Genomic DNA, 21,535 nt, shown 5'->3' with positions numbered 1-21,535 from the left:
CGGAGGGCGAAGCAGCAGCAAGCCCAGGACGCCCGGGAGCCGAAGCGGTTCCGGAAAGCCAAGGCGGCCAAGGAGGCCAAGAAGGCCGGACCGGCCGACCGGCCGGACGCGGTAGCGACCGGGCACTCGGCGCGGGAGCGGCGCACCCGGCAGCTCGTGCAGGCGGGCAGCCGCGGCGCGTCGTTCGTCTTCCGGCATCGCGCCGGGAACGCGGCTATCGGGGTCCTGATAGTGGCGGCGGCGGTACCCCGTCAGCCGGCTTGGGCGTGCCGACCACCACCCAGTTGCCGGACGGATCCTGGACCAGATGCGCGGTGTCTCGCGTCGGGATCATGCCCTGTTTGCGGGCCGCCTCCGCCAGCGCCGGCGCGGATTCCGCCTCGCGCACATCGCGTTCCAGCGCCTCCTTCTGCTGTTGCAGCAGCCGGGTCTTCTCGCGAGCGTGACTCAACTTATAGGAGCGCTCGGCGGAGTCGGTGGACAACCACAGCGTGAGGCCCAGCCCCAGGCCGAGCGCACCGATGACCAATACGACAAACGGAACCTTGCTCGCCAAGGTGCGCGGCCGCAGGTCGATCGCGGCCAGCCGGGCCGCGAGGCGTTCGCTCAGGCGAGGGCGAACCACCTTGGGCGCTTTGGCTTTCCGGGCCTTGGCGCGGGCCTTGGCCTGACTCGTGTTCTTGGGCCGCGCGGGCCGCTCGGCCGGCCGGGCGATGGGGCTGGTCTGCGGTCCGGATTTGGGCGCGCGGCTCTCGCGGGTGGGCGCGGCGGCGCGTCCGGGCCGGGGGCGGCGCGCCGGACCGGGATCGGCCGCCGAACGCCTGCTCCGCCGGGCGGAACCGTCGCGTCCGCCGCGGCGATTCGGGGTCTCCCGCTTTGCTTTCATGCGTCGCCCTTTCCGGTTGCCTGCTTGACCCGTTGCACAGCTCGCAGCCGCACTGCGGCGCTGCGCGGATTGCGTTCGACCTCGTCTGCGCCCGCGCGTTCGGCGCCGTGCGTCAGCGACCGGAATCGCGGCTCGTGGCCGGGAAGCTCGACCGGCAGGTCCACCGGCGTGCGGGAGGCGACCGCGCCGGCGAACAACCGTTTGACGATCCGGTCTTCCAGCGACTGATAGGCCAGCACCACCATGCGTCCGCCGACGGTGAGCGCGTCCAACCCGGCCGGAATCGCGCGACGCAACGAGTCGAGTTCGTCGTTGACGGCGATCCGCAGGGCCTGGAAGGTCCGCTTGGCCGGATGTCCACCGGTGCGCCGGGCCGGGGCCGGGATGGCCTGGTAGAGCAGGGCTACCAGGTCCGCGGTCGAGGTGAAGGGGGCGCGGGCGCGCCGGCGCACGATCTGGGCCGCGATGCGGCGCGCGAATCGCTCCTCGCCGTAGCGGTGCAGGATGTCCGCCAGCGTCGCTTCTTCGTAGGTGTTGACGATGTCGGCCGCCGTCAACGTCGACTCCGGATCCATCCGCATGTCCAGCGGCGCATCCTGGGCGTAGGCGAAGCCGCGCTCGACGCGGTCGAGCTGCATGGATGACACGCCGAGGTCGAACAGCATCCCATCAACCGATCCGACTGTGGCGTAACCGGATTCGGTCAGCGCCGCGGCGAGGCCGTCGTAGCGGGTGTGCACCAGCGTGATCCGGTCGGCGAATCGCGCCAACCGGGCCCGGGCGATGTCCAGCGCGCCGGGGTCGCGGTCGAGCCCGATCAGCCGCAGCCCCGGCAGGTCGGTGAGGAACCGTTCGGCGTGCCCGCCCGCGCCGAGGGTGGCGTCGAGGAGGACCGCGCCCGACCCGTCGGCGTCGTGACGGGTCAGCGCGGGGGTGAGCAGTTCGACGCAGCGGTGCAGCAGGACGGGCACATGCCCGAAACCTGGTGAATCGTCAACCACGGCAACACCTCCCCTGGTCGGGCGAGATGCCCCTGCATCGAGGTCCCTGTCCGAAGGCACGAACCTGGCGTTGGGGAAGTACGCCAGGGTCGGTTCGGGCAGAGGCCACGTTGCACGGGCATGCGCCTCAGATGATGTCGCCGAGTGCTTCATCGCTGGCCGCGGAGAAGTTCTCTTCGTGGGTCTGCTGGTAGTCCTGCCAGGCTTGCGCGTCCCAGATTTCGAGGTAGTCGACCGCTCCGATCACCACGCAGTCCTTGGAGAGGTTCGCGTAGCGACGGTGGTCGGCCGACAGCGTGATGCGTCCCTGCGCGTCGGGATGCTGCTCGTCGGTGCCGGCGGCGAGGTTGCGCAGGAAGGCGCGGGCGTCGGGGTTGCTTCGCGAGGCCTTGCTCGCCCGGCGTGCGAGCTGCTCGAATTCGCCCCGCGGGTATACGGCGAGGCTGTGGTCTTGGCTCTTGGTGACCATCAACCCCCCTGCCAGTGCGTCACGGAATTTGGCGGGCAACGTCAGCCGCCCTTTGTCGTCGAGTTTGGGCGTGTAGGTGCCGAGAAACACCAGAATTCACCTCCCGCCGAAAGCGGCTCTGTGTCACCCAAACACTGCAGCCACCATACCCCACAATCCCCCACTTCGCCCCATTGTTGGGGTGTCGTGGCGCAGTTTTCCGGGTTATCTGCCACCTATCGCCCCTCATGCCGTTGTGTGGCGGCGTCGGGGGCCAGTTCCGGCATTGCGCCGGGCTATACGTATCCGCACTTCAAGGCGCCGTGAGTGGGCGTGTGGGGCGCAGTGGGGGTAGGGAGTGGGGGCCGGTGGGGCTCACGTCCTGCGCCAAGGCTCGGTTGAGGCTCGATCCGGCATCAAATTGGCATCGACGGCCCGCCGATCACCGGTCAACCCGGCTGCATCTGTGACGATGGCGCCGCCGGCCCGGTCCGGCCATGAGGGCAAAAGAAAGGGGCAGCCGATGGCTACCCCGACGCGTTGGCGATGCCGCTAGTCGTCAAAGCGACGGCGGAACCGGTCTTCCATCCGACTGGTGAACGAGCCACCGCCCTTGTTACGGCGCTGGCGCAGCGACCCGGGCGCCGACCCGGAGTGGTCGGGCCGGCCGGACAACCGGGGACCGGTGATGGCGAATACCACGCCGCCGAACATCACGATGAATCCGAAGACACTCAGAATCGGGAAATTTCCGATCATCGTGGCCTTGAACGCCACACCGGAAACCAGCATCGCCAGGCCGATCACGAACAGCGCCGCGCCCTGCAGGCGGCGGCGCGCGGTGGGTGCACGGAACCCTCCGCCACGGACGCTCGACGCGAATTTGGGATCTTCGGCGTAGAGAGCGCTCTCGATCTGATCGAGCATCCGCTGCTCATGATCGGAGAGTGGCATTCGTCCCTCCTTGCCGACAGTTTGGCGCGTAACTATCGATAGCACGCGGATGCCCTTTGTGGGGGCAACTAATTGAAATGATACGAGGTCAATCTGCGCCTTACCACTGGTTCGGTGGCGATTCTATCCTGGCCTGGGCCCGGCACCCACAGGAACCGGAACGGCCGTGCGCTACAACCGGCTTCCCCAGCCGGGGTCGTTCGCGGGTCGGTTGCCGCGACCGCTCGTCGAACAACCTCCCCCGGGTCCGATAATGGCGATTGGCGGCCGAGGGCCGAGCGGCCGCGCGAAGCCTGAGCGCCGCAGCACAGGATCAGGAGGACAGCGCGAGTTGGCGATATTCCTCATCGATCTGCCGCCCAGCGATATGGAGCGCCGTCTCGGTGATGCCCTGAAGGTGTACGTCGACGCGATGCGGTACCCGCGCGGCACCGAAAACCAGCGCGCGCCGATGTGGCTCGAGCACATCCGCCGGCGCGGGTGGCAAGGGGTGGGCGTCGTGGAGTCCGAGCTGGGCGACGGCGCGGACGCGTCGATCCCGCCGGCGGCCGAATTGAGCAACGCGCCGCTGCTCGGCGTGGCCTACGGCTACCCCGGGGCGCCCGGGCAGTGGTGGCAGCAGCAAGTGGTCCTCGGCTTGCAACGCGGCGGCCTGCCGCCCCAGCAGATCGCCGGCCTGATGAACAGCTACTTCGAATTGACAGAGCTGCACATCCATCCCCGCGCGCAGGGTCGCGGCCTCGGCGAGGCGCTGGCCCGGCGGCTCCTCGCCGGTCGGGCCGAAGAGAATGTCCTGCTGTCCACGCCGGAGACCAACGGTGAGTCGAACCGGGCCTGGCGGTTGTATCGCCGGCTGGGCTTCACGGACGTCATCCGCGGCTATCACTTCGCAGGTGACCCACGGGCATTCGCGATCCTGGGCCGCAAGCTGCCCCTGTGACCGCCGGCTCCAGGGCGCGCCCGGGCCAACCCGCGGAAGCGGCACGCCGGATCTGGCACGATGACCTGGTGCGCGCCAGCCTTGCCCCGCCCCGAACCCGAGGATTCACCGCTCGGCGACGCCGGTTGCTGGCCATCGCGATGCTGCTCATGCTGGTGCCGCTGGCCACCGGGTGCCTGCGGGTCCGGGCGTCGCTCACCATCTCACCCGACGACCTGGTGTCCGGCGAAATCGTCGCCGCCGCGAAACCCAAGACGCCCAAGGACACCGGCCCCCAACTGGACAGCAACAACCTGCCGTTCAGCCAGAAAGTGGCGGTGTCGAACTACGACAGCGACGGCTATGTGGGGTCGCAGGCGGTGTTCTCCGACCTGACCTTCGCCGAGTTGCCAGAGCTGGCCAACATGAACTCCGACGCGCAGGGCGTGAACCTCACCCTGCGCCGAAACGGCAACCTGGTGATCCTCGAGGGCCGCGCGGACCTGACCTCGCTGACCGATCCCGAAGCCGACGTCGAGCTGACCGTCGCCTTCCCCGGCGTCGTGACCTCCACCAACGGCGACCGGGTCGAGTCCACGGTGGTCTCCTGGAAGCTCAAACCGGGCGTGGTCAGCACCATGACCGCCCAGGCCCGCTACACCGACCCGAACACGCGGTCCCTGACCGGAGCCGGCGTGTGGCTGGGCATCGCATCCTTCGCGGCGGCCGGCGTAGTCGCGCTGCTGGCCTGGATGAACCGCGACCGCTCGCCGCGGCTCACCGCGCCACGCGATAATCCCCCGAGCTAAACGCGCTGGGCGGGCGACCAGTACGCCAGCATCTCCGCGAACGTCTGAAAGGCGGGCGCCGACACCCCGTAGGTCGCCTCGAGGTGGATGCTCAGCGGGAAGCCCAGCTCAACCACCCCGTCGATCACGCGCTTGTACAGGTCGACCATGAGCTGGCGCTTCTGGGGCGGCTCGCTGCCGGCCAACCGCTTGACGAACTCCTGCTCGTCGGCGACCGCCGCGTTGCCCGGGTCCTGAATCAGCCAGTTGATCAGGCCGACCCGGCTCTCCATCTTCGGGACGAAGCCGAACGACAGCAGGATCTCCGGCCGGTGATCGGTGTTGTCGGCGAATTCGCGCAGAAATCCCACGATCGCGTCGGAGTACAACAGCTGGGTCATGCCGTAGTTCGCGCCCTGGTCGCACTTGAAGTTGAACCGGCCGTGTTCCCCTTCGCGGGTGGGAATCAGGATCACGCCGCGGTTGGGCACCAGTTCGCGATAGATCGACAGGGCGTCGGTCGGCGCCACGCCCGAGCCTTCGCCGTCGTTCATGGTGCGCGGGACGCCGACGAAGACCACGCCCTCCATCCCGGCCGCGCGCAGATCGGTCAGCCGCCGGCGCAGCGTCGGCTCGTCGGAGAAGGCGGTGACCTGGGTGCACAGGCCGTGGATTCCCGGCAGCTCGGGCTTGACGATCGACCAGAAGTCCAGCACGTCCAGCTTGGGTTTCATCGTGATGGGACGGTCGTCGTCCTCGGCGATGATGCCCGGGATCATCACGTGCCGGAGCCGGCCGTCCAGACCGGATTCGGCCGAGTACTGCACCACCTTTCGCGCGTCTTCGAGTGCCCGCTCCCGGCCTTCATCGGCGTTGGGCGGCACCAGCTCGAGCGCAATGGTGTTGAGTGTCACGCGGCTTCTCTCCATCCGACGAATGCTTGGGGCGTCACCCGGCCGCACACCAGCGGGCGGCCCCGACACCCCAGCCAGCATAGGCGTGGGGGTACCACCCACTTTCGGGGGAATAGTGAGGCAGTCGAAGCAACTGCCGCCCCCGCCCGCGCCAGGTTGGCAAGATCCCCGGCGTCACGCCGAATACACTGGTCGGGCCTGCCACACACCAGACTCGTCGAGCAGAAAGGGGCGCCGCGCTGAGCCTGAAAGCTTCAGAAGCAGCGGCAACCGTCGAGTTGACCGGCGCCATCACCGATCGACTCCGGCGGTATTTGCACGACCGGCGCGCCGACACCGCCTACATCGGCGGCGACTACGGGGACCTCGTCGCCGCCCTCGAAGACTTCGTGCTCAACGGGGGCAAGCGGCTGCGGCCAGCCTTCGCCTACTGGGGCTGGCGCGCCGTAGCGACCGGGGAACCCGATTCCGAAGTGCTGCTGCTGTTTTCCGCGTTGGAGCTGCTGCACGCCTGCGCGCTGGTGCACGACGATGTGATCGACGACTCCTCCACCCGCCGCGGCCGCCCGACCGCTCATGTCCAGTTCGCGGAGCTGCACCGCGATCGGCGGTGGCGCGGCTCATCGGAGCAATTCGGCATGTCGGCCGCCATCCTGCTCGGCGACCTCGCGCTGTCCTGGGCCGACGACATCGTTCTCCGCGTGGGCCTGTCACCGGAGGCCGCACGGCGCGTGCAACGGGTGTGGGCCGAAATCCGCACCGAGGTGCTGGGCGGTCAGTACCTCGACATCGTCGCCGAGGCCAGCGCCGCCGAATCGATCGCGTCGGCGATGAACGTCGACACCTACAAGACGGCCTGTTACACCGTGTCGCGACCGCTGCAGTTGGGGGCGGCGGCCGCCGCCGACCGACCCGACGTGCAAGACGTCTTCGGCCGGTTCGGGACGGACCTCGGGGTGGCGTTCCAGCTCCGTGACGACGTGCTGGGCGTGTTCGGGGACCCGGCGGTGACGGGCAAGCCGTCGGGTGACGATTTGCGGTCGGGCAAGCGCACCGTGCTGCTGGCCGAGGCGATGGAGTTGGCGGACAGGTCGGATCCCTTGGCCGCCAGCCTGTTACGCGACTCGATCGGGGCACAGCTGACCGACGCCGAGGTGGACCGGTTACGCGGGGTCATCGAGTCGGTGGGTGCCCTCGCCGCCGCCGAGCGACGCATCGCCGAGCTGACGCAACGGGCGCTGGCCGCGCTGGCGGCCGCGCCCATCGACGCGGCGGCCAAGGCGGGGCTGTCCGAGCTGGCCAGAATGGCCACCGACCGGTCCGCCTGAGCCGATGACGACGCCGACGCACACCCCGCCGTCCGACTCGCCGGCAACGCAACCCCCTGGCGGCGGGTGGTTTTCGCGGCTGTGCGCGTTCGCCACCGCCGCGGAGTCCCGGCCAGCGAAGCTGGGCATGCTGGGTTCGATACTGATCACCGTGGGGGGCCTGGGCGCGGGCAGCACCCGGCAACACGACCCCTTACTGGAGTCAATCCACATGTCCTGGCTGCGTTTTGGCCACGGCCTGGTGTTGTCGTCGGTGGTGTTGTGGACGGGCGTGGGCGTCATGCTGATCGCCTGGTTGGGGCTGGGCCGACGCGTGCTGGCCGGCGAGATGACCGAGTTCATGATGAAAGCCACCACCGGCTTCTGGCTGGCGCCGCTGCTGCTGTCGGTGCCCGTCTTCAGCCGGGATACCTATTCGTATCTGGCACAGGGCGCTCTGCTGCGCGATGGGCTGGATCCCTACGCCGTCGGGCCGGTCGCCAACCCGAACAACCTGCTGGACAACGTAAGTCCCATCTGGACGATCACCACCGCCCCCTATGGCCCGGCGTTCATCCTGGTGGCCAAGCTGGTCACGGTGCTGGTCGGCAACAACGTGGTGACCGGAACCGCGCTGCTGCGGCTGTGCATGCTGCCGGGGCTGGCCCTGCTGATCTGGGCCACCCCGCGGTTGGCCCGCCACCTGGGCACCGATGGCTCGACGGCGTTGTGGATCTGTGTGCTCAACCCGCTCGTGCTCATCCATCTGATGGGCGGGGTGCACAACGAGATGCTGATGGTGGGGCTGATGGCCGCGGGCATCGCGCTGAGTTTCGCCGGCCGCCACGTCCTCGGCACTTCGCTGATCACCGTGGCGATCGCGGTCAAGGCCACCGCCGGGATCGCCCTGCCGTTCATGGTGTGGGTGTGGACGCGGCATCTGCGCGACCGCCGCGGGTACCGTCCGGCCTGGGCATTCGTGGCGGCCACGGCGATATCGCTGCTGGTCTTCGCCGTCGTGTTCGGCATCCTGTCGGCGGTCGCCGGCGTGGGGCTGGGGTGGCTGACCGCGCTGGCCGGGTCCGTGAAGATCATCAACTGGCTGACCGTGCCGACCGCGGCCGCCAACGTCATCCACGCCGTGTTCAGCGGCTTCTTCGCGGTGCACTTCTACCCCTTGCTGCGCATCACCCGCTTCGTCGGAATCGCGATCATCGCGGTGTCGCTGCCACTGCTGTGGTGGCGGTTCCGCCGCGACGACCGGGAGGCCCTGACCGGCATCGCGTACTCGATGCTGGTGGTGGTGCTGTTCGTGCCCGCGGCCCTGCCCTGGTACTACTCCTGGCCGCTGGCGGTGGTGGCCCCGCTGGCGCAGTCCCGACGGACGGTCGCCATCATCGCCGGCCTGTCGACGTGGGTGATGGTGATCTTCAAACCCGATGGCTCGCACGGGATGTACTCGTGGCTGCATTTCTCGCTGGCCACCGCCTGCGCGCTGATCGCCTGGTACAGCCTCCACCGGGCGCCCGACGAGCGGGCCGGCGACGGCGAAGAGGTCCCGGAAGAGTCGGAGTCGCCGTCCAGCGGGCCTTCAGTAAGCCCTCAATAGGCCATCGCCTGCGCCCGGCGCACGACCTCCCGAGCCTGGTGCGCGTGCAGAGCGTCGACGGGGCGGGCATTGCTGATGGCGTCCCGGCTGCCGTCGTGGGTGATCGTCAGCGATGGATCTGGGGTGAACAACCACCGCATGATCTCGGTTTCGTGGTAGCCGCCGTCGTGCAGGATCGTCAGCAGTCCCGGCAGGCTCTTGACCACCTCGCCGGACTTGGTGAAGAACACCTGCGGCACCACCAGCCCGCCCTCGCGCTTCACCGCAACCAGGTGACCCTCTCGAAGTTGCTGCTGGACCTTGCTGACAGAAATCCCGAGCAATTCGGCGACCCGCGGCAGGTCGTAGGTGGGCTCATCGGGATCCAGAACATCGTCGCCGGCAGGAACACTGCTCACCCGCGCAAGTGTAGGCGCTGGCCCGCGGTTTGAAGCCGTGTTCGTACGCCCAATCAGACCGTCACACCTACGATGGCCCCGTGGCCGGAGCCCGGACGGGAGACCCGTTGGACAGCGCGTTGCTGGATGGCCGCTACCTGGTGCAGTCCAAGATCGCCAGCGGCGGCACGTCGACGGTGTACCGGGGCCTCGACACGCGGCTCGACCGCCCCGTCGCGATGAAGGTGATGGATTCCCGCTATGCCGGCGACGAGCAGTTCCTGACCCGGTTTCAGCGCGAGGCCCGCACGGTCGCACGGCTGAAGGATCCGGGGCTGGTCGCGGTCTACGACCAGGGACTGGACGCCCGGCATCCCTTCCTGGTGATGGAGCTCATCGAGGGCGGGACGCTGCGCGAGCTGCTGGCCGAGCGCGGGCCGATGCCGCCCTATGCCGTGGCGGCGGTGCTGCACCCGGTCTTGGGCGGCCTCGCCGCCGCGCACCGGGCCGGTCTGGTCCACCGCGACGTCAAGCCCGAGAACGTGCTGATCTCCGACGACGGCGACGTGAAGATCGCCGATTTCGGTTTGGTCCGTGCCGTTGCGGCCGCCGGAATCACCTCCACGAGTGTGATTTTGGGAACCGCGGCCTACCTGTCGCCCGAGCAGGTGCGCCACGGCGACACCAGTCCCCGCAGCGACGTGTACGCCGCCGGGATCCTCACCTACGAGTTGCTGACCGGGCGCACCCCGTTCACCGGCGACTCCGCGTTGTCGATCGCCTACCAACGGCTGGACACCGATGTGCCGCCGCCCAGTGCCGCGATCGACGGTGTCCCGCCACAGTTCGACGAGTTCGTGCGGCGCGCGACCGCGCGCGACCCGGCCGACCGGTACGCCGACGCGATCGAGATGCGCGCCGACCTCGACGCGATCGCGGAAGAACTTGCGCTGCCGGGCTTTCGGGTCCCGGCGCCGCGCAACTCCGCGCAACACCGGTCGGCGGCCGCCCAGCACAGCCGAACGGGCCAGCGCCCGGACACCGCCCAGCAGCTCGCGGCCGCACCGGTGCGCCACCCCACCCGCCAGCTGACTCGCGGGCCCGAGGACTGGTCCGAGCCGCAGCGCCCGCCGCAATCCGACGACGAACCCGACGACTACGAATACCAGCCCGTCACAGGGAAATTCGCGGGCATTCCGATCAGCGAATTCGCGTACGCGCGGCAACACGGCCGGCGCATGGTGCTGATCTGGGTGGCACTGGTGCTGGCGCTCACCGGGCTGGTCGCCACCGCGGCATGGACGATCGGGACCAACCTGAACGGACTGCTGTAGCGGGCTAGTCGCGCAGCATCTCGGCGACCAGGAACGCCAACTCCAGCGACTGCTGGGTGTTCAGCCGCGGGTCGCACGCCGTCTCGTAGCGCCCAGCCAGGTCCAGGTCCGAAATGTCTTGCGCCCCACCGAGGCATTCCGTGACGTCCTCGCCGGTGATCTCGACGTGGATGCCACCCGGGTGGGTGCCCAGCGCGCGGTGCACCTCGAAGAAGCCCTGCACCTCGTCGACGACGCGGTCGAAGTGCCGGGTCTTGTAGCCGTTGGACGACTCGTGAGTGTTGCCGTGCATGGGGTCGCACTGCCAGATCACCTGGTGACCAGTCGCCTGGACCTTCTCGACGATGGGGGGCAGCAGATCGCGCACCTTGTTGTTGCCCATTCGGCTCACCAACGTCAACCGGCCCGGCTTGTTCTGCGGGTCAAGCCGTTCCACGTATTCGACGGCCAGTTCGGGGGTCATCGTCGGGCCGATCTTCACGCCTATCGGGTTGGCGATCACCTCGGCGAAGGCGATGTGCGCGCCGTCGAGTTGGCGCGTCCGCTCGCCGATCCAGACGGTGTGCGCCGACAGGTCGAACAGCTGCGGCTCCCCGTCCTCGCTCTCCGACAACCGCAGCATGGCCCGCTCGTAGTCGAGCACCAAAGCCTCGTGGCTGGCGTAGATCTCGGCGGTCTGCAGGTTGCGGTCGGCCACGCCGCAGGCGCTCATGAACCGCAGGCCCCGGTCGATTTCGGTGGCCAGCGCCTCGTAGCGCGCGCCGGCCGGCGACGTCCGGACGAATTCCCGGTTCCAGTCGTGGACCAGGTGCAGCGACGCCAGGCCCGAGGACGTCAGCGCCCGCACCAGGTTCATCGCCGCACTGGCGTTGGCGTACGCGCGCACCAGCCGCGAGGGGTCGTGCTCGCGCGCGGCCGCATCCGGGGCGAAGCCGTTGATCATGTCCCCGCGGTAGGACCGCAACCCCAGGGCGTCGATGTCCGCCGACCGCGGCTTGGCGTACTGGCCGGCGATGCGGGCCACCTTGACCACCGGCATGCTGGCGCCGTAGGTCAGCACCACGGCCATCTGCAGCAGGGCGCGGATGTTGCCCCGGATGTGGGGCTCGGTGTTGTCGGTGAACGTCTCCGCGCAGTCGCCCCCCTGCAGCAGGAACGCCTCACCCTTGGCGACCTGGGCCAGCTGCTCCTGCAGCCGGACGATCTCCGAGGGCACCGTCACCGGCGGCACGCTCTCGAGGACCGTGCGCATCGCCGTCGCCTGGTCGGCCGGCCAGCTGGGTTGCTGGGCGGCCGGCTTGGCCAGCGCGGCGTCCAGCCGTGCCCGCAGGTCGCTCGGCAGCGGGGGCAGCGGCGGCAGCTGGTCGATCGGGATGTCGACGGTCCAGTTCATCGGTCCATGGTAACCGGGGCGCGAGGGTGACTGATCAGCGCGAACGGGCTCAGGCCGGTGCTCCCCCGCTCGGATCGCCGCCGGGGCCGCCCGCCTCCGCCGAAGTGATCAGCCGGAATCGTCGCATCTGGTCGCGGGCGTCGACCAGCGCGTCGTGCGCATCGCGCGACCGCGGCGGCATGGGCGGGCACCCCCGGTCCTCCCACAATTGCCGCAAGTCCCGGGTGAAGCGGGGTAGCGCGCGGGGCAGCTCGGGCATCGTGCCCCACAACTGGCACAAGGCCACGTGGTCGTAGGCGCCGATCCACGCCCAGAGTTCGATGGGGTCGGTGCCCTGGACGCTGAAAAAGTCCTCGAGGTCCGAGCGGATCTGCCTGCGCGAGCGCCAGAGCTGCGACGACGGGGGCGGCAGTTTGGGCAACACGTTGGCGCGTACCCAGCCGCCGGCGCGCTCGGGATCGAACTCCGTGGACACCGCGTAGTACTCGCGGCCGTCCTCGGCGACCACCCCGATGGAGATCAGCTCGATGGTGCGGCCGTCCTCGATGAATTCGGTGTCGTAGAAGTACCGCACCGGCGAAAGCCTATCTGCTGATCAGGATGGGCCCCGTCGGCGGCGGCGCCGCATGTACGTCGTGGTCGAGCTGGGCGTCGACCGCACGTTCGTCGGGCAGACGGGGCGTGCCGGCGATCGCGCACTGCAGATACAGCTTGGCCCGCACCACCGGGCGGCGCAGCCTGCGTTCCCGCTGCAGCGCGCGTCGCATCTTGTCGGGCTGGGTGGTGTAGCGCCAGCGGGCCCACGGGGCGTGCGGGCGCGACAACCGGATCGCGCCGATGACCAGCAGTATGACGACGAACATGCCGAGCAAACCTGTCCACACCTTGCCCTTGAGAACCACGATTACGGCCAGCGGCAGCGCCAGGACCATCGCGCCGCCCACGCCGGCGCGCAGCGCCACCGAATCGGCGCCATGCCAGACCGGCAGGAAAAACATCAGCGGGTGCAGGCCCATGATCAAGAGCCCGGCCACCGCGACCGCGGCGAACACCGCGTCCACCGATGTGCGGCCGTCCTCTTCCCAGTAGACGTCAGACAGGTGCAGGATCAACGCGTACTCGTCGAGCACCAATGCGGCGCCAATACCGAAAAATGTTGCCACCAGCGCGAATTCGGGTTCATGCCCATCGACGGACAGGGTGACCAACGTCAGCCCGGAGACCAAAACGAGCACCACCCCGAACGTCACGTGGTGGATGTGCACTCCGCTGACGTGGACGTTGCGCGGGTGCCACCACCTGGCCGGGCGGCCGGTGTCGGCGCGGTGGCGGATGAAGCGCACAAAACTGCGGGTGACGAAAAACGTCAGGATGAACGCAATCAGGCAACACAGCAAAGGCAGCCGGCCGCCTTCGTGAATGTCATGCGCGTACCAGTGGGACACCCCGTACAGAAACCAGTGGAGCACTCTTGAAACGTACGCCTGTGGGCACCGGCCCGGCCGGAAGCCGCGCGGAGCGACGTGCCACGCCCACGCACCGATTACGCTGTTGGGCGACATGAGTAGATGGCGGGCGCCCGACGCGGGCCACCCAACCAAACGTGGCCCCGGGCAGGTCCTGTTGTGGTGCGGTCTTTGGCTGCTGGCGGCGGCGGGTCTGGGCTATGTGGCCTGGCAGCTCTTCGGGCACATTCCCTATCGCATCGATATCGACGTGTATCAGATGGGCGCGCAGGCGTGGATGCAAGGGCATTCGCTCTACCACGGTGACGTGCTGTTCCCCACGCCGATCGGGCTCAACCTGCCGTTCACCTATCCCCCGCTGGCGGCGATCGTGTTCTGCCCGTTCGCCTGGCTGCACATGCCGGCCGCCAGCGTCGCGATCACGGCGTTGACGTTGGTGCTGCTGGTTGTGTCCACCGTTGTCGTGCTGACCCGCCTCGACGTCTGGGCCACCTCGACCGCGCTGCCCGGCCCCGCCTGGTTGCGCCGCTGGTGGCTGGCCGTGGTCATCACCCTGGCGGCGACGCTCTGGCTGGAACCGGTCACCTCCAACTTCGCCTTCGGCCAGATCAACGTCGTGTTGATGACCCTGGTGATCGCCGACTGCCTACCGCGCCGCACGCCGTGGCCGCGCGGGCTGCTGCTGGGCCTGGGCATAGCGCTCAAACTCACGCCCGCGGTGTTTTTGCTCTACTTCTTGCTGCGCCGCGACAACCGCGCGGCCCTCACCGCCGTCGCGTCCTTCGTGGTGACGACCGCGCTCGGTTTCGTTCTCGCGTGGCGCGATTCGTGGGAGTACTGGACGCACACCCTGCCGCACACCGATCGGATCGGCGAGGCGGCGTTGAACACCGATCAAAACATCGCCGGGGCGCTGGCCCGGCTCGGGCTGGGCGAGCAACAGCGGTTCCTGTTGTGGGTGGTGGCCTCGCTGCTCGTGCTCGCGCTGACGGTGTGGGCGATGCGCCGGGTGCTGCGGGCCGACGAGCCCGTGCTGGCGGTCATCTGCGTCGCGTTGTTCGGGTTGATCGTCTCGCCGGTCTCGTGGTCACACCACTGGGTGTGGGGATTGCCGACGGTCGTGGTGCTCGCCGTGCTCGCCTGGCGACGACGCAACGTGACGCTGGCCGTGGTCGCCGCCGCGGGGGTGGCGATGATGAGATGGTCGCCGATCGACCTGCTGCCCAAACATCACGAGGCGACCGCGGTGTGGTGGCGTCAGCTCGCCGGGATGTCCTACGTGTGGTGGGCGCTGGCGGTCATCGTCGCGGCCGGGCTGACGGTCACCGCCCGCACGCCGGCGCGCGATTCGGCACCGCAAGAATTGACGCCCGTGACGGCGGCCGGCTAGTGGAGCCCGCGCATCAACCGACGGCGGTCTCGGGGATCCGGGCGGCATCGCTGGTCGGCCCCTGACCGTTCGAGCCGTTGCGGTTTTCCTTGACGCTGGCGGCGTAGATGTCCACGTACTCCTGGCCGGAGAGCCCCATCAGCTCGTAGATCACCTCGTCGGTGACGGCCCGCTCGATGAAGCGGTTGCCTGCCAGGCCCTCGAAACGGGAGAAGTCCATCGGCTTGCCGAAGCGGACCGTGATCCGTCCGAAGCGCAGCATGTTCGTCCCGGGCGGGTTGACGACGTTGGTGCCGATCATCGCCACCGGGATCACCGGCACCCCGGTGTGCAGGGCCAGCCGTGCCAGGCCGGTCTTGCCCTTGTACAGCCGGCCATCCGGCGAACGGGTGCCTTCGGGGTACATCCCCAGCAGCTTGCCCGTCGAGAGCAGGCGTTCGGCGGTGTTCAGTGCGGCCTGCGCGCTGTCGGCATCGGTCCGGTCGATCGGCACCTGGCCCACGGCGGTGAAGAACCAGCGCTGAAACCAGCCCTTCAAGCCGGTTCCGGTGAAGTATTCGGCTTTCGCCAGGAAGGTGATCCGGCGACGCACCACCAGCGGCAGGTAGAAGCTGTCCATCACCGCCAGGTGATTACTGGCCAGGATCGCCGGGCCGGAACTCGGAATGTGTTCCAGGCCTTCAACTTTTGGCCGACCGAGCAAGTACAGCAACGGGCCGAGGAGTACGTACTTGAATAGCCAGTACCACATGGCCCTCCCTCTCGCCCGCCCGCCGGTGTTCTGCGCCAACTGTACCCATCGCGTGCGGAAGGGACCACCTTCGACGCAGCAGGGTCACTCCTCGACGGTGACGGGGATGGGCTGATACCGGGTCCTGGTCGCGGTGCCTGGAGGCTCCGCCTCGGTGACGCCGCCGGGGGGACCGTCGGGCGGCGGTTTGCCCGCGCGGTTGATGTCGTCGAGCATGGCTCGGATCACCTCGAGCAGGGCGATGCTGTGGTCGGAGATGACGGTGATCAGTGGGTGCTGCTCGCCGGTCACCAACGCCGCCAGCGCGCACACCGGGCACCACACCTGTTGGCACTTGCCGGTCCCGGGTCCACCGCCCGCCGTCAGGGCGGCCGCCGTCCGCACCGCAGGGTCGATGCCGTCCAGGATCGCCTGGGCGAGCCTGCGCAACTCCGGACCGATATCCGAATGAGCCCCACTCACTTAGGCCACACCTCCGGATCTGGTCGGAATCGCACCGTCAGCTCAGTACCCCGCAATTGCGCGTCTAGGACCGTGCAGCGGCGGAGCACGGACGCCAACCTAACCCTGCGCCGCAAACCACCGGCGCTGATGATCAGGTCGTCGTCGACGCGCCCCAGCGTCAGCGTTGACGGATCGAGTTGGGGCAACGCTAGTCGCATCCGGTATATCGACCCAAGTCCCGTGCCCGATTCCAGGTCCACCGTCGGCCGCAGCGGCCCCGGTGGCTGCGCCCCGCCACGACGGCGCGCAGAGTCGAGCAACTCGCCCAGCGCCTTGGGGCCGATAGGCTCCCCGGACAGGTGCGGAGTCAACACCAGGGCCACCTCACCAATGGTGGCGTCGAGCTCGTCGAGAACACCACGTTGTTCGGAAATGCGTTCGGCGTACCAGTAAAACGCGGGGTGCTCCGGCAGGTTGCGGTATTCGTAAGATGCGTCTTCGGTCAGAACCTGGTTGACGATCAACTCCTCGACGCGCACACCCATCAATGCCAGCGAACCCAGCGTCCGGGCCGCCTCGGCGGCGACCACCCGCTCCGGTGTCAATACCAAATGCGCGCCGACCAATTCGCCGTCGGTCAGCAGGGTGCTGAGCGCCTCGACGCTGGCGCTGATGCGCTCCAGCAGTTCCACCATCGCCGCCGACCGGGAGTCGTCGGCGCTGATGGACAGCCGCCGATGACGCGGCCACGCGCGCTCGACATACAGCCCGAAGGTGGCCGGCAAGGTCAACATCCGCAGTGCGTCGGCGGTCGAGGCGCAGTCGACGACGATGCGATCCCAGCGCCCGGAGACGGCCAGCTCGCCGACGGCGTGCAGCCCGAGCACTTCCTGAACACCCGGCAGCGCCGAAAGTTCTTCGGGGGCAATGGCACTCAGCTCGGTATCGGGAAACCGCCGATCCAGCGTGTCGACGACGTCGCGCCAGCGAACCTCGAGCAGGGCCAAGGTGTCCAGCGCGAGCGCGTCGAGAAAGCCACCGCCGGCCTGCTCGTCATCGGCAAGGACCCGAACCAGTTCGCCCTGGCTGGGCGGGACGGGGACACCGAGCACATCGCCGAGTGAGTGCGCCTGGTCGGTCGACACCACCAGCACCCGCTGCCCCGCGCTCGCGGCGCTGACCGCCGTCGCGCAGGCCAGCGTGGACTTTCCTACCCCGCCCTTGCCAACGAAGAGGCTGATTCGGGCCGGGGTGGGCGCCCGCGATTCGCTGGACTCACTCAGCCCTCGACTCGTTTCTTCAGATCCTTCAACGCGGTGTCGGTCAACCGGCGCTCGGCCTTGCGCTTGAGCAGACCGATCATGGGAACGGCGAGGTCAACCGAGAGCTCGTAGGTAACCTCGGTGCCAGATCCCTTGGGCGCCAACCGATATGTGCCCTCCAGCGAACGCAGCAGCGAGCTGGAGACAAGGGTCCAACTGACCGATTGCCGGTCCTTGGGCCACTGGTAGGAGATGACCATCGTGTCCTTGAGCACGGCCGCGTCCAGCACCACCCGCGCGACTTTGGGGTAGCCGTCGGCGTCCGTCTCCTGCACCTCGGCTTCCCGGTATTCCGAGATCCACTGCGGGTAGGAATCGATATCCGCGATGACGCCCATCACCGTGTCCGGTTCGGCGTCGATGTAAATGGTTTGCGACGTCTTCTCCGCCACCTGGTGCTGCCCTCTCTCCCGCGAGCGGTCGACGCCGCCGGCGGGGAAACTTCCGTGCGGGGTCTAACCCCCGGGCCTCCGGTCCGGAACGGTACTCTCCCCGCAAACCTGACCCGGCTAAACTACCGGAGAAACTCCGACCGGACGTGACCGTTCCAGTGTCGTCTTGACCTCGAAGGCCATTTTCTTTCCCGCCACCCGACGGCGGTGCGTCATTTTCGCCAGATTCAGCTTGGCCAACTGCCAGGCCGCCACCCCGGTGGGTTCGGCGTGCAGGAAGTAATGCAGCACCACTCCGTCCAGCGATGGCTCCAGCCAGATCTCCATGGTTCCGGTCAGCGCGCCGGTGACCGCCCAGCGGATCCCCTTGTCGCCGCGCTCCTCGACCACCTGTAGCCGCAGGTCCGGCCACCACCGGCGCCAGCTCGACGGATCGGCGACCGCGGCGCCGACCCGTGCACCGTCGGCGGCGACGAAGGTCTCGTCGGCGATCTGGATGCTGTTCACCACCCCAGCTTCACACACCAATCTCCGATGCGGGCCAGGGCCCGGCAGACTGCCACCGTTCCTGCGCGAATGCGCGGATAGGCTGGACTACAACAAGCCGGCCCCCGGAACGTCACCTAAGCCAAAACGAGGTCAGTAAGAGTGCGTGAGTACAGCGTCCCCGCCCGCTTCTCCGTCGGCGAGCACGAGAACATCGCGGCCATGGTCTTCGAGCACGACCGATCGGACCCCGGCTTCGTCATCTTCCGACGTCAGGTAGACGGCGAATGGACCGACGTCACGTGCGCGGAGGTGGCCAAACAGGTTCGCGCCGCGGCGCTGGGTCTGATCGCGCTCGGGGTTCAGGCCGGCGACCGGGTGTCGATCTTCTCGGCCACCCGCTACGAGTGGGCGATCATCGACCTGGCGATCCTGTCCGTGGGCGCGGTCACCGTGCCGATCTACGAGACGTCGTCGGCCGAGCAGGTGCGGTGGGTGCTGCAGGACTCCGAGGCGGTGGTCGCCTTCGCCGAAACCGACGCGCACGCCGCGATGGTCACCGAACTCACCGCCGACCTGCCCGCCATGCGCCGCGTGCTGCACATCGACGGCTCGGGTCCCAAGGCGCTCGACCAACTCGCCGAGGCCGGCGCGTCGGTCGAGCCCGCCGAACTCACCGCCCGCCAGGAGGCGCTGCGCGCCGACGACCCGGCGACGCTGATCTACACCTCGGGCACCACCGGACGACCCAAAGGCTGCCAGCTCACCCATTCCAACCTGCTGTACGAGACCCGCGGAGCCAAGGAGTGCCTGCCCACCCTGCTGGACGAGGGGCAGCGGCTGCTGATCTTCCTGCCGCTGGCGCACGTGCTGGCGCGCTCGCTGACGCTCTCGGCGTTCGCCAACAAGGTGACGGTCGGGTTCACCAGCGACATCAAGAACCTGCTGCCGATGTTCGCCGTGTTCAAGCCGACGGTGGTGGTGTCGGTGCCGCGGGTGTTCGAGAAGGTCTACAACACCGCGGAGCAGAACGCGGTCAACGACGGCAAGGGCCGGATCTTCGCCGCCGCCGTGCAGACCGCGGTCGACTGGAGCCAGGCGCAGGACCGCGGGCGGCGCGGGCTGGCGCTGCGCGCCAGGCATGCGTTGTTCGACCGGCTGGTCTACCACAAGCTGCGCGCCGCACTGGGCGGTGAATGCCACGCGTCCGTCTCGGGTGGCGCGCCGCTGGGCGCGCGGCTGGGCCACTTCTACCGTGGGGTGGGCCTGACCATCCACGAGGGCTACGGCCTGACGGAGACCAGCTCGGCCATCACGGTCAACCAGGTCGGCAACGTCAGGATCGGCACGGTCGGAACGCTGCTGCCGGGCAACAGCATGCGCATCGCCGAGGACGGCGAGCTGCTGGTCCGGGGCGGCGTGGTGTTCAGCGGCTACTGGCGCAACGAGCAGGCCACCAACGACGCGTTCACCGACGGCTGGTTCAAGACCGGCGATCTCGGCGCGCTCGACGAGGACGGCTTCCTCAGGATCACCGGCCGCAAGAAGGAGATCATCGTCACCGCCGGCGGTAAGAACGTCGCCCCGGCCGTCCTCGAGGACCAGCTGCGGGCGCACGCGCTGATCAGCCAGGCCATGGTGGTGGGCGACGCCAAGCCGTTCATCGGGGCGCTGATCACCATCGACCCCGAGGCGTTCGACGCCTGGAAGGAGCGCAACCACAAGGCGGCCGGCGCATCGGTGGCCGATCTGGCCAGCGACCCGGATTTGGTCGCCGAGGTGGACGCGGCGGTCAAGCACGCCAACCAGGCGGTGTCGCACGCCGAGTCCATCCGCAAGTTCCGCATCCTCCCGGTCGACTTCACCGAGGACACCGGCGAGCTGACACCGACGATGAAGGTCAAGCGCAACGTGGTCGCCGAGAAGTTCGCGTCCGACATCGACTGGATCTACGAGAAGGACTAGCGGCCCGCCGGGCGCCGCCCGCTTGCGAGCGTCGAGCGTCACGCCAGCGCGACGCGGGACGTCGAGCGTCACGCCAGCGTGCCGCTCGACGCCGTCAGCCGCGCAGAAGATCGGCCAGCCGCGCCGCGAGCGTGTCCCACCGCCAACGGGCCGTCACCCACGCGCGCCCGGCCGCGCCCATGGCGGCGGCCCGGTCACGGTCGCTGAGCAACTCGATGACGGCGTCGGCGACGGCGGTCAGCGAGCGCCCGTCCACGACCAGCCCGGTCTTGTTGTGCTGCACGGCTTCCGGAGCACCACCGGAGTCGCCCGCGATCACCGGCTTACCGGCGGCGGAGGCCTCGAGGAAGACGATGCCCAGGCCCTCGACGTCCATGCCGGCGCCGCGGGTGCGGCACGGCATCGCGAAGACGTCGGCCAGCGCGTGGTGCGCGGGCAGCTCGGCGGCCGGTACGCCGCCGGTGAACGTCACATGCTCGGCGACCCCGCAGTCGCGGGCGAGCTTGCGCAGCGATTCCAGGTAGGGACCGCCGCCGACGATGACCAGGGCGGCGCCGTCGACGCGTTGCCGGATCGACGGCAGCGCCTTGATCAGCATGTCCTGGCCCTTGCGCGGGACCAGTCGGGACACGCACACGACCGTGGGCCGCTCCCCGAGCCGATACCGGTCGCGCAGCGCCGCGCCGGCAGCCGGGTCGGGCCGGAACCGGTCGGTGTTGACCCCGGGCGGCAGGTATTCCAGCGAGGCGTTGGGCCCGAAGGCCGGCGCGAATCGGGCGCGGGTGTAACGGCTGACGAAGGTGACGACGTCGGTGGTGTCGCCGATGCGGCGCAGCACCGACCGCGCGACCGGGAGCATCGACCAGCCCACTTCGTGACCATGCGTGCTGGCCACCACCCGGGTCGCCCCGGCCTGCCGGGCGCGCTGTGCCAGCAGCGCCAGCGGCGCCGCCGCACCGAACCAGACGGTGTCGATGCCGTTGTCGGCGATCAGGCGGCGCATGCGGGCGTCAACCGCGGGGCCGGGCAGCATCAACGTGCCGGGATGGCGGACCACCCGGTAACCCGCCGCCTCGGCCGCATCGTCGAAGGCGTCGGCGCCCTTCCATTGCGGCGCGTACACCGTCATCGAATGCAGCCCGGCGGCGACCAGGTGGCCGACGAAGTCACTCAAGTAGGACTGGATGCCGCCCGGCCGGGGTGGAAAGTCGTTGGTTACCAGCAGGACCCGACTCACTGCGTCAGGCTAGCCTGGCGAGGCGCACGGTCCGTGCGGGGCATCGGTCAGCCGGCGTGGGTCAGCCAGTCGTGCCAGCGCGCGAGCAGGCCGGGCGGGTCGGTGGCCAGCACGTCGTGGGCGGCGGCGGGGACGTCGGTGTGCCCGACACC

Annotated in this window: 21 protein-coding genes and 2 pseudogenes; 7 read left to right on the top strand and 16 right to left on the bottom strand. The window is 68.9% G+C overall.

Features of this window, described 5'->3' with window-relative positions:
- Positions 1-226: 226 nt before the first annotated feature.
- From A5678_RS12275 to A5678_RS12260, 4 genes and pseudogenes are all read right to left on the bottom strand, one after another.
- Positions 227-886, bottom strand: a pseudogene (locus A5678_RS12275) (hypothetical protein); the annotation flags it as partial.
- Entirely contained in the window at positions 883-2,040 is a 1,158-nt protein-coding gene (rsmH, locus tag A5678_RS12270) for a 16S rRNA (cytosine(1402)-N(4))-methyltransferase RsmH (RefSeq protein ID WP_156746877.1), read from the bottom strand. The gene rsmH and the pseudogene A5678_RS12275, both read right to left, overlap by 4 nt.
- Positions 2,015-2,446: a division/cell wall cluster transcriptional repressor MraZ gene (mraZ, locus tag A5678_RS12265; RefSeq protein ID WP_007170790.1), complete on the bottom strand. Its 432-nt coding sequence runs from the start codon at positions 2,444-2,446 to the stop codon at positions 2,015-2,017. The genes rsmH and mraZ overlap by 26 nt, the downstream gene beginning before the upstream one ends.
- Positions 2,447-2,887: 441 nt before the next feature.
- Positions 2,888-3,289, bottom strand: coding sequence for a DUF3040 domain-containing protein (locus A5678_RS12260; RefSeq protein ID WP_068042631.1), 402 nt, complete (start codon positions 3,287-3,289; stop codon positions 2,888-2,890).
- Between the two features lie 331 nt (positions 3,290-3,620).
- On the opposite strand from A5678_RS12260, the gene A5678_RS12255 reads away from it, so the two are divergent.
- Both A5678_RS12255 and A5678_RS12250 read left to right on the top strand, forming a co-directional pair.
- Entirely contained in the window at positions 3,621-4,229 is a 609-nt protein-coding gene (locus tag A5678_RS12255) for an N-acetyltransferase (RefSeq protein WP_068042630.1), read from the top strand.
- Between the two features lie 140 nt (positions 4,230-4,369).
- Complete coding sequence (locus tag A5678_RS12250; protein WP_068042635.1) at positions 4,370-5,017, top strand: DUF3153 domain-containing protein; 648 nt, start codon at positions 4,370-4,372, stop codon at positions 5,015-5,017.
- Here A5678_RS12250 and A5678_RS12245 read toward each other — a convergent pair.
- The gene (locus A5678_RS12245; RefSeq protein WP_068042628.1) at positions 5,014-5,910 is read right to left on the bottom strand and encodes a mycobacterial-type methylenetetrahydrofolate reductase; all 897 of its coding nucleotides are present in this window, start codon (positions 5,908-5,910) and stop codon (positions 5,014-5,016) included. The genes A5678_RS12250 and A5678_RS12245 overlap by 4 nt on opposite strands.
- A gap of 278 nt (positions 5,911-6,188) precedes the next feature.
- On the opposite strand from A5678_RS12245, the gene idsA2 reads away from it, so the two are divergent.
- Entirely contained in the window at positions 6,189-7,238 is a 1,050-nt protein-coding gene (idsA2, locus tag A5678_RS12240; RefSeq protein WP_068042627.1) for a bifunctional (2E,6E)-farnesyl/geranyl diphosphate synthase, read from the top strand.
- A 4-nt stretch (positions 7,239-7,242) separates the two neighbouring features.
- Positions 7,243-8,826, top strand: a complete 1,584-nt coding sequence (locus A5678_RS12235) for an alpha-(1->6)-mannopyranosyltransferase A (RefSeq protein WP_068042625.1) — start codon at positions 7,243-7,245, stop codon at positions 8,824-8,826.
- Here A5678_RS12235 and A5678_RS12230 read toward each other — a convergent pair.
- Positions 8,820-9,224: an Rv2175c family DNA-binding protein gene (locus A5678_RS12230; protein WP_068042623.1), complete on the bottom strand. Its 405-nt coding sequence runs from the start codon at positions 9,222-9,224 to the stop codon at positions 8,820-8,822. The two genes, A5678_RS12235 and A5678_RS12230, sit on opposite strands and share 7 nt — an antisense overlap.
- 80 nt (positions 9,225-9,304) lie before the next feature.
- On the opposite strand from A5678_RS12230, the gene A5678_RS12225 reads away from it, so the two are divergent.
- On the top strand, positions 9,305-10,537 hold the full coding sequence (locus A5678_RS12225; RefSeq protein ID WP_197502118.1) for a protein kinase: 1,233 nt from the start codon (positions 9,305-9,307) through the stop codon (positions 10,535-10,537).
- A 4-nt stretch (positions 10,538-10,541) separates the two neighbouring features.
- Here A5678_RS12225 and A5678_RS12220 read toward each other — a convergent pair whose 3' ends face one another.
- The 3 genes from A5678_RS12220 to A5678_RS12210 are packed head-to-tail and all read right to left on the bottom strand — an operon-like array spanning position 10,542 to position 13,384.
- On the bottom strand, positions 10,542-11,930 hold the full coding sequence (locus A5678_RS12220; RefSeq protein ID WP_068042617.1) for a class II 3-deoxy-7-phosphoheptulonate synthase: 1,389 nt from the start codon (positions 11,928-11,930) through the stop codon (positions 10,542-10,544).
- A gap of 49 nt (positions 11,931-11,979) precedes the next feature.
- Positions 11,980-12,504 (bottom strand): polyadenylate-specific 3'-exoribonuclease AS, encoded by a 525-nt coding sequence (locus A5678_RS12215; protein WP_068042615.1) that lies wholly within the window; start codon positions 12,502-12,504, stop codon positions 11,980-11,982.
- A gap of 10 nt (positions 12,505-12,514) precedes the next feature.
- Positions 12,515-13,384, bottom strand: coding sequence for a hypothetical protein (locus A5678_RS12210; RefSeq protein ID WP_197502120.1), 870 nt, complete (start codon positions 13,382-13,384; stop codon positions 12,515-12,517).
- Positions 13,385-13,490: 106 nt separating this feature from the next.
- Between A5678_RS12210 and A5678_RS12205 the strand changes: the two genes are divergently transcribed.
- A complete protein-coding gene (locus A5678_RS12205) occupies positions 13,491-14,786 on the top strand; it encodes a glycosyltransferase 87 family protein (RefSeq protein WP_068042610.1) in 1,296 nt (431 codons plus the stop codon).
- A gap of 13 nt (positions 14,787-14,799) precedes the next feature.
- Here A5678_RS12205 and A5678_RS12200 read toward each other — a convergent pair whose 3' ends face one another.
- The 5 genes from A5678_RS12200 to A5678_RS12180 all read right to left on the bottom strand — a co-directional run bounded on the left by A5678_RS12200 (position 14,800) and on the right by A5678_RS12180 (position 18,202).
- On the bottom strand, positions 14,800-15,537 hold the full coding sequence (locus A5678_RS12200) for a 1-acyl-sn-glycerol-3-phosphate acyltransferase (RefSeq protein WP_068042608.1): 738 nt from the start codon (positions 15,535-15,537) through the stop codon (positions 14,800-14,802).
- A gap of 84 nt (positions 15,538-15,621) precedes the next feature.
- Positions 15,622-15,999, bottom strand: a complete 378-nt coding sequence (locus tag A5678_RS12195) for a hypothetical protein (protein WP_068042606.1) — start codon at positions 15,997-15,999, stop codon at positions 15,622-15,624.
- Positions 15,996-17,264, bottom strand: a complete 1,269-nt coding sequence (locus tag A5678_RS12190) for an ArsA family ATPase (protein WP_197502119.1) — start codon at positions 17,262-17,264, stop codon at positions 15,996-15,998. Before A5678_RS12190 ends, A5678_RS12195 begins: the two co-directional genes overlap by 4 nt.
- Positions 17,261-17,695, bottom strand: a complete 435-nt coding sequence (locus A5678_RS12185; RefSeq protein WP_068042602.1) for an SRPBCC family protein — start codon at positions 17,693-17,695, stop codon at positions 17,261-17,263. Before A5678_RS12185 ends, A5678_RS12190 begins: the two co-directional genes overlap by 4 nt.
- A 117-nt stretch (positions 17,696-17,812) precedes the next feature.
- Entirely contained in the window at positions 17,813-18,202 is a 390-nt protein-coding gene (locus A5678_RS12180) for a polyketide cyclase / dehydrase and lipid transport (RefSeq protein ID WP_067201051.1), read from the bottom strand.
- Positions 18,203-18,343: 141 nt separating this feature from the next.
- On the opposite strand from A5678_RS12180, the gene A5678_RS12175 reads away from it, so the two are divergent.
- The gene (locus A5678_RS12175; protein WP_068042600.1) at positions 18,344-20,146 is read left to right on the top strand and encodes a long-chain fatty acid--CoA ligase; all 1,803 of its coding nucleotides are present in this window, start codon (positions 18,344-18,346) and stop codon (positions 20,144-20,146) included.
- Positions 20,147-20,240: 94 nt separating this feature from the next.
- Here A5678_RS12175 and pimB read toward each other — a convergent pair whose 3' ends face one another.
- Together pimB and A5678_RS27890 are read right to left on the bottom strand one after the other, a co-directional pair.
- Positions 20,241-21,383, bottom strand: a complete 1,143-nt coding sequence (gene pimB, locus A5678_RS12170) for a GDP-mannose-dependent alpha-(1-6)-phosphatidylinositol monomannoside mannosyltransferase (protein ID WP_068042597.1) — start codon at positions 21,381-21,383, stop codon at positions 20,241-20,243.
- Between the two features lie 47 nt (positions 21,384-21,430).
- Positions 21,431-21,535 (bottom strand): annotated as a pseudogene (locus A5678_RS27890) (hypothetical protein); the annotation flags it as partial.

Origin of the sequence: Mycobacterium sp. E2733, assembly GCF_001667585.1 — a bacterium.
Taxonomy (GTDB): Bacteria; Actinomycetota; Actinomycetes; order Mycobacteriales; family Mycobacteriaceae; genus Mycobacterium.
Note: the sequence above shows the minus strand (reverse complement) of the source record. Positions and strands in the feature narration are given on the sequence as shown.

Excerpts from the sequence above, each read along its gene's own strand:
- rsmH (WP_156746877.1), bottom strand. The coding sequence starts at position 2,040 with ATGAAGCACTCGGCGACATCATCTGAGGCGCATGCCCGTGCAACGTGG.
- A5678_RS12260 (WP_068042631.1), bottom strand. The coding sequence starts at position 3,289 with ATGCCACTCTCCGATCATGAGCAGCGGATGCTCGATCAGATCGAGAGC.
- A5678_RS12250 (WP_068042635.1), top strand. The coding sequence starts at position 4,370 with ATGCTGCTCATGCTGGTGCCGCTGGCCACCGGGTGCCTGCGGGTCCGG.
- A5678_RS12235 (WP_068042625.1), top strand. The coding sequence starts at position 7,243 with ATGACGACGCCGACGCACACCCCGCCGTCCGACTCGCCGGCAACGCAA.
- A5678_RS12220 (WP_068042617.1), bottom strand. The coding sequence starts at position 11,930 with ATGAACTGGACCGTCGACATCCCGATCGACCAGCTGCCGCCGCTGCCC.
- A5678_RS12205 (WP_068042610.1), top strand. The coding sequence starts at position 13,491 with ATGAGTAGATGGCGGGCGCCCGACGCGGGCCACCCAACCAAACGTGGC.
- A5678_RS12200 (WP_068042608.1), bottom strand. The coding sequence starts at position 15,537 with ATGTGGTACTGGCTATTCAAGTACGTACTCCTCGGCCCGTTGCTGTAC.